General features: G+C 43.2%; 8 protein-coding genes and 2 pseudogenes. 2 read left to right on the top strand and 8 right to left on the bottom strand.

Annotated elements, in window-relative coordinates:
• Window positions 1–214 (top strand): annotated as a pseudogene (locus tag BM101_RS14610) (transposase); the annotation flags it as partial.
• 132 nt (window positions 215–346) lie between these two features.
• Here BM101_RS14610 and BM101_RS08825 read toward each other — a convergent pair.
• From BM101_RS08825 to BM101_RS08790, 8 genes and pseudogenes are all read right to left on the bottom strand, one after another.
• Window positions 347–979: a TIGR01906 family membrane protein gene (locus BM101_RS08825; protein WP_087033516.1), complete on the bottom strand. Its 633-nt coding sequence runs from the start codon at window positions 977–979 to the stop codon at window positions 347–349.
• Window positions 980–981: 2 nt separating this feature from the next.
• Entirely contained in the window at window positions 982–1734 is a 753-nt protein-coding gene (locus tag BM101_RS08820; RefSeq protein ID WP_245825772.1) for a TIGR01457 family HAD-type hydrolase, read from the bottom strand.
• 34 nt (window positions 1735–1768) lie between these two features.
• The gene (locus BM101_RS08815; protein ID WP_087033515.1) at window positions 1769–2479 is read right to left on the bottom strand and encodes a YutD family protein; all 711 of its coding nucleotides are present in this window, start codon (window positions 2477–2479) and stop codon (window positions 1769–1771) included.
• A 16-nt stretch (window positions 2480–2495) separates the two neighbouring features.
• Window positions 2496–3878, bottom strand: coding sequence for a bifunctional metallophosphatase/5'-nucleotidase (locus tag BM101_RS08810; protein WP_087033514.1), 1383 nt, complete (start codon window positions 3876–3878; stop codon window positions 2496–2498).
• 39 nt (window positions 3879–3917) lie between these two features.
• Window positions 3918–4418: a Cys-tRNA(Pro) deacylase gene (gene ybaK, locus BM101_RS08805; RefSeq protein WP_087033513.1), complete on the bottom strand. Its 501-nt coding sequence runs from the start codon at window positions 4416–4418 to the stop codon at window positions 3918–3920.
• A 165-nt stretch (window positions 4419–4583) separates the two neighbouring features.
• Window positions 4584–5030, bottom strand: coding sequence for a MarR family winged helix-turn-helix transcriptional regulator (locus BM101_RS08800; protein ID WP_087033512.1), 447 nt, complete (start codon window positions 5028–5030; stop codon window positions 4584–4586).
• Window positions 5031–5239: 209 nt separating this feature from the next.
• Window positions 5240–5473 carry a hypothetical protein gene (locus BM101_RS08795; RefSeq protein ID WP_087033511.1) on the bottom strand — a complete coding sequence of 78 codons (234 nt, stop codon included), beginning with the start codon at window positions 5471–5473 and terminating at the stop codon, window positions 5240–5242.
• Window positions 5474–5786: 313 nt separating this feature from the next.
• Window positions 5787–6155 (bottom strand): annotated as a pseudogene (locus BM101_RS08790) (family 1 glycosylhydrolase); the annotation flags it as partial.
• Here BM101_RS08790 and BM101_RS08785 point away from each other — a divergent pair.
• On the top strand, window positions 6107–6355 hold the full coding sequence (locus BM101_RS08785) for a hypothetical protein (protein WP_087033509.1): 249 nt from the start codon (window positions 6107–6109) through the stop codon (window positions 6353–6355). The pseudogene BM101_RS08790 and the gene BM101_RS08785 overlap by 49 nt on opposite strands.
• Window positions 6356–6426: the final 71 nt, after the last annotated feature.

Below are 6426 nucleotides of genomic sequence, written 5' to 3'. Positions count from 1 at the left end.
CTACAACGAGAAGTGGGAACAACAGAAAAAAATAATTAAAGATTTGCTTTCGGATGAAAAGACTGGCGCGATCTACGGAAAACGGAAGATCGATGTAGAACCAGTGTTCGGATTCTTGAAGGCTAATTTGTGCTTCACTCGATTCTCGGTCAGAGGAAAGGAGAAGGTGCGCAATGACTTGGGATTTGCGCTTATGGCAGTGAACATGAGGAAATACGCTGTTCAGACAGCCCTCCTTGGGAGGGAATCTGCACCTTGGCCCTCGAAAAAAGGTTCCAACCACCAAAATTCGGTGATTGGAACCTTTTTTAATTCATTTCAGCTAGTTATGTCCCAGCCTCATTTTTTAGGCTTGTTTCACTTTTTTCTTTGCCCATGAGAGCAACAGCATCAAAAATAGTTCAATCAAAATAATGACGAGAACAAAACAGTGCATGAAGAATTCTTCCGGCAAAGCCATGATGATCGGGTCTGTCCGGGAATCAAAAATCCAGTCATTATTGTTGAAGAAAACGCGATGAAAGGCGATAAACAGCTGATCGAAATTGATGAATATCAAGCTTAAGGCAACCAGTGGAGCGGCAATCATGATCCGCAGCGGGTTCAGCAATTTCCAATAGCCCTTCTCTTCCTTCATCTTTTTCAAAAACAAAAGCGAGACGAATGTCGCTATGAGGAAGATGACGTAATCCCATCCGACCAGCTGCTTCACTTCAGAAAAATGAAAGAGTCCGCTTGCCGAGGCCGGGAAGTCAGGCATGCTCAATTCCTTTATCCAAGGGAAATTCAAATAGTCGATTATCACCTGATAATTTTCCAGCAGCACACGTTTCGGCATGTCTGTCATTTGTTCGATGTTCAAATATTCGATATCGAATGCATACAAAGGCGTAAAATTTATGGTAAAGGCAATGCTGAAGCTCAGTGCCATAAAAAACAACGCAACGTACCCGATCAAAGATTTCAATTTTTCAATCACGTTTACACTTCCCACTCCGCCAAAGTCTCGACGATATAGGTTGGCTGTTCTTCGTCTTCTTTATCGATGATATCGGCTATCTGCGAAAAACCGGTCAAGACCATCAGCGTATCCATGCCGTAATGAACACCGGCTAAAATATCGGTATTATAATTATCCCCCACCATCAGCACATCGGCTTTATCCAGTTCCATGCGATGCAGGGCACCTTGCATAATGACCGAATAGGGCTTGCCGATGATGATCGGCTCTCTTTGTGTGCAGGCTTTTAAGAAGGCTGTGATTGCCCCCGCACCGGGAACAAACCCCTTTTCGGTCGGCAGATTCGTATCTGGATTTGTCGCGATGAAACCCGCGCCAGCTTGGATAGCCAAACAAGCCGCTTCCAATTCCTTATAGGTTACCTCTCTGTCCAACGCTTGCAGGACAAAATCAGGCTTTTCATCGACTATCTCAAATCCGCTTTGCGTCACTTGGGTTTTCAAGGAGTCCTCACCGATGACTATGACTCGTTTCCCCATGTCCTTCTCAATCAGATAATCCAAGGCGGCCATACCGCTCGTATAGATATGATCCTCGGTCACGTCGATGCGGAAATTATTCAAGAGGTTCTCCCTCACTTCAGCAGCGGTCTTCGTGGCATTGTTCGTCACAAAGAGGAAAGGTATGTTTTGGGCCTGCAGCTTTTCGATGAATGCTTCCGCAGAAGGGATTCTTTCCGTCCCCTTATACACCGTCCCATCTAAATCAATCAAATATCCTTTATATGTTTTGATAACGATCCGCTCCTTACTGCTGTTCAATTTTATGGATTTGGAATGCTTTTTTCTCAGCTGTATCCGGAGTCACATTTGTCGTTGCGATCCGTTCGCTGCCTGACGGCTCTTTCGTATTTGCGTCTTTGATGACGAAGCTTTTCTTTTTATGTTGTTTTGACTTTTCTTGTTTTTTCGGTTCATCGGATTTTGGCCGTTTTTGTTCTTGCTGTTTCACCGGTTCTTTTGTTTCCGATTCCTTTGCAAGGTCGCGATTTTTCCTCTTCCGGTTTCGCTTTTGCTTGGTAATTTTTTCTTTTTCCGTCCGCATCTTTTCGATTACAAAATAGGCACAGCCGAAATTACAGTATTCATACAAGTAATCTTCCAAGAAACTTATTTTCTTGTCCTGGGCGACTTTGCTGTTATTGTCGCGGTAAAACCCCTTCAAGCGCAGTTGGTCATATCCCCAATCACCGACAATGTAATCATACTTGCTTAGGATGGATGTGTATCTGCCGGCCAATGCCTCGGGCTGAAAGCCTTCCCGATGATCCAGGCTCAATTCATATTCTTGCGAGCCAATCAAAAGATGATTTTCGTCGACCATCTTCACGATGGCCGATTCATCCGCTACGGCAACCTCTTCCGTTTCTTCATCCGCTCCATTAACGCCCGTCAAATTATCCAATAAAGAATCGACCCGATTTTTCAAAGCTTCTTCCTGGTTCTCATTTTTATCCACAAAAGCACCTCACCTTTTACTTTAAAATAGGAAACTCTTTTTCCAGATGCAGTCCGACAACATCCCTCAGGAAATAAGGGAATAATAACCGACTGCGGCCTTCATTCTCGATTGTAGGGAAATAGGAGATATAGCGGTAATGATCGACAGTCACAAATGTGATGTCCTCATCATCCCGGATTGGCTTGCCGTCAATCGTGATCTCCCTCGTATTCGGATCAACCGCAAACCCTCGATAGCAGAGTTCCCCGAATATTCTTCCCCGGAAGCCCATTCCCGAAATTTCTTTTGTCATCAATTCAACCCTTTGCGACTCCATCTCATCAATCATGGCTTTGAAATGCTGCCCTGTCAAGGTACATTCCAACAATCTCATCGGATGCGGCAAAATTTTATGCAGATGGTTCTTGGTTATGATGCCTGCCGGCAAATCGGCCAAAAATAAGCCCGAATTCAATATGCCCAATTTTATTTCGGCATATTCCGTTATCGCATCCAAGCCCAACGACACCAATTCATTCGCGTGTTGTTCGTCTGCTTCTAGAGCAATCGGGTTATCCGCAACCTTAATTTCAGACAGTAATTTTTCCCCTTCTGTTGACAAAGCGGCTATTTCTGTTTGATCTTCCGGGTCTCCGGGCAGCTCTGCGGCAGCAATCAACTCCGCCTTCCTATCCATTATTACATGCGCATCCAGCTTTATCGTCACGTGGCCAATGTACTGGCCCCATTTCCCCGCGCCCAGCAACAGCGAATCATCCACCATCCTGCCTTCCGGCAAGACATGGTGTGTGTGGGCGCCGATGATGATGGGGATGGATCTGTACATTTCGCCGAGATGGATATCCTCGATGATCCCTACATGGGAAAGCAGAACAATCATATCCACTTGGGGTACCAATTCGAGCAGTATTTTAGGAAGGACTTCATCAGACTCTTTCGGTTCCCAGCCATTCGGCACGTAACTGAGATACAAGGGTGCCGTCAAGCCGATGATGCCAACCTTTAATCCACTTTTTAGCGTCTTTATCAGATACGGCTTCGCCCAAGTCGGGATATCATTTGTTTCCGGATCGATAATATTAGCCAACACGACCGGGAAATGGGCTTCATCATACAAGCTGTCCAATTGGTGCTTCGCATTTCCGATCCCTTCATTATTGCCGATGGTCACCGCATCGAAAGGGATCTGATTCAACAAGGTAATGTTCGCTTTCCCATCCGTCGCTTCTGTCAAAGGATGCACACGATCACAGGCGTCCCCAATATCGAAAAGGAGAACATCTTCTCCGATATTCTCATGAAAAGCTTTTTGCTGATTGAGGTACCTTCTTATTTTGGGCCAATTGTCGAAATGTGAGTGTATATCATTAATATGATAAATATGCAGCTTTTCCATGATTCGTTCCCCTTTTTTATCGTATCAGCTGAACGATCATCATTCTTCTTTTTCTTGCGTTATCGTTTCAACTTTTCCATGTGTAACGGCTACCAAATCGGAAGGCGTCAATGCAATCTGTGTGCCGCGCTTACCGCCTGACACCAAAATTTTATCTTCATCTGAAACATGGTGAGAAAGGAATGTCGGATACGACTTTTTCATCCCTATCGGTGAACAGCCCCCTCTTATATAGCCGGTTGTTTCTTCCAAATCTTTTACAGGCAGCATTTCTATCCTTTTGTTTCCGCTGACTTTCGCGAAAGCTTTCAGATCCAACTCTTTTTGGGCAGGTATGACCCCAACCACAACGCCTGTTTTGTCTCCGACAGCAACCAAGGTTTTGTACACGGCTCCGGACTCTGCGCTCATTTTATTCAAAACGGAAACAGCATCAAGATGGTCTTCCGACCATGGATATTCATGAACCTCATATGAGAATTTCATCTTATCCAACATTCTCATAGCGTTTGTTTTTGCTATTTTTTTCTTTTTCACCATCATCTGTCCTTTTTATGTGATATTGCCTATTTTACCATATGTCACAGGGGTTATTCCGGAAAATTGTCCATAAATAGTGAAAATTATTTTGATTTACAAAAAAAGACTGTCGCAGGTTTTCTCTGCGATAGTCTCTACTCTTCTGACCATTTAAAATTGTAACTCTTAGTGTTGCAGACTTTCTGCATGAACGCCTACCCTTTTTACCAAATCAATAAATGTTTCTACTTCCTTGTCCGATAAAACAGAAAATATTTCTTCTATTTGAGCAGCATGTAATGGAAATATTTGGTCCATCAGTTCACGCCCATTATCCGTAATTGCGGTAAAAATCACACGACGGTCAGTTGCACATGGAATCCTTTGCACTAGGCCTTTGTTTTCTAATTTATCTACAACATACGTCAGACTGCTGCTTGCAAGAAGAATTTTCTTCCCGATGTTTTGAATAGGTTGTTCACCTTTATGATACAGCAACTCCAACACGGCAAATTCAGATAAATTCAAGCCATGTTGTGTCATATCTTTCTTCAAATTGTCTTGTACATGTTGAGATGATTTAAATAACACGGTAAGGGCCTTTAATGTATCACGATCTGTATTTGTAGTCATCGCTACACCCCCTTAATTAATTACTTCGATTTCGAAATAAATATACCACGGAATAAAAGTAATGTCAAAAAAATTAAACGTTTCATTCGACAATAATTTCGCTTGCATTTAAAAAATCATCTCGACTTAATGCGGTTTTCCGTATGTCGGAAAACATACGCGTATTTATTTTGCGGGCAGCGTTTCGGCAAGCTCATTCAGCTTATTTTCTAATCCTCGTCTTTGATATCCGGATCTTTCGGAATAGGGGCATCCAAGTATGCTTCCCATTCGCGGTTGTATTTTTCCCGCTGTTCGATAAAGAAATCAAACTGATTTTTGTTCAGTAAAATTTCGTCATCCATGTCCTTGATTGTGCGAACCTGACGTTCACGGATCAGACGATGGATTTCGCTGACTGGCAAATGCAGATATTCGGCTGTTTCCTGGATATTCAGATACATTATGGCACTGCTCCCCATACTTTTTTTGCTTTTAGATTCGAAAACCATGTTACCGCAAAAAAAGCAATTTGGGGAGCATTTTTTCGGTGTAGCTGATAAGAATCCATATCATAATCATATCAACATGCAATGTCGACACCTGCATCGAACTAGTGCGGGGCGAGATTAACGAATACAGGAAGGCTATTCGAAAATTTGGCTCCTGTGCAGGTCTATATTCTCGAATACATCAGGGTCATTCGAGAATTCTCCTCATTTCCGCACCAAAAAGCTCTCCCACCAAGTGTTGGAAGAGCTTCTTTGTATTCCGTTCCTATAAATTGCTGCCGTTTGACGCGATCACTGATTTGTACCAGTAGAACGAATCTTTCTTGATTCTGTTGAACGTGCCCTTGCCGGCATCATCGACATCTACGTAAACAAATCCGTACCGCTTCTTCATTTCGCCCGTGCCTGCTGAAATGAGATCGATGCAGCCCCATGGCATGTATCCGATCAGATCGACGCCATCAATTGTTACAGCGTCCCTCATTGCTGAAATGTGATCACGCAAATAAGCTATTCTGTAGTCGTCGTGAATTTCCCCATTTTCGATAGTGTCGATGTTTCCCATCCCGTTTTCAACGCACATCAATGGTTTTTGATATCGGTCATACCGTTCGTTCAAGACAAAGCGGATACCGGGAACTAAGTTCGTCCAATCTGAAGGATGTCTTTTATGCCTTCAAAGGCGAAAACTTCAGTTTGTATTTCGACGGAAAGGATTTGCGCAGGGAAGATACCCATCATGATGGCACGAACCATTATTTGTTCCGGAAAGTGCGGGCCGGACGGAATATGGATGCCTTGTATGAAAAAATCCTGACTAAAACTGTGTATTAACACTCCCACATGATAAAATAAAAAAGAGCAAGCGTTCTCTTTAAAATACATCAAAAAGGAGTGTTTTAAAT

The sequence above is a fragment of the Trichococcus palustris genome (assembly GCF_900114465.1).
Taxonomy (GTDB): domain Bacteria; phylum Bacillota; class Bacilli; order Lactobacillales; family Aerococcaceae; genus Trichococcus; species Trichococcus palustris.
The sequence above is the reverse complement of the archived record's forward strand: the minus strand, read 5'-3'. Positions and strand labels throughout refer to the sequence as shown.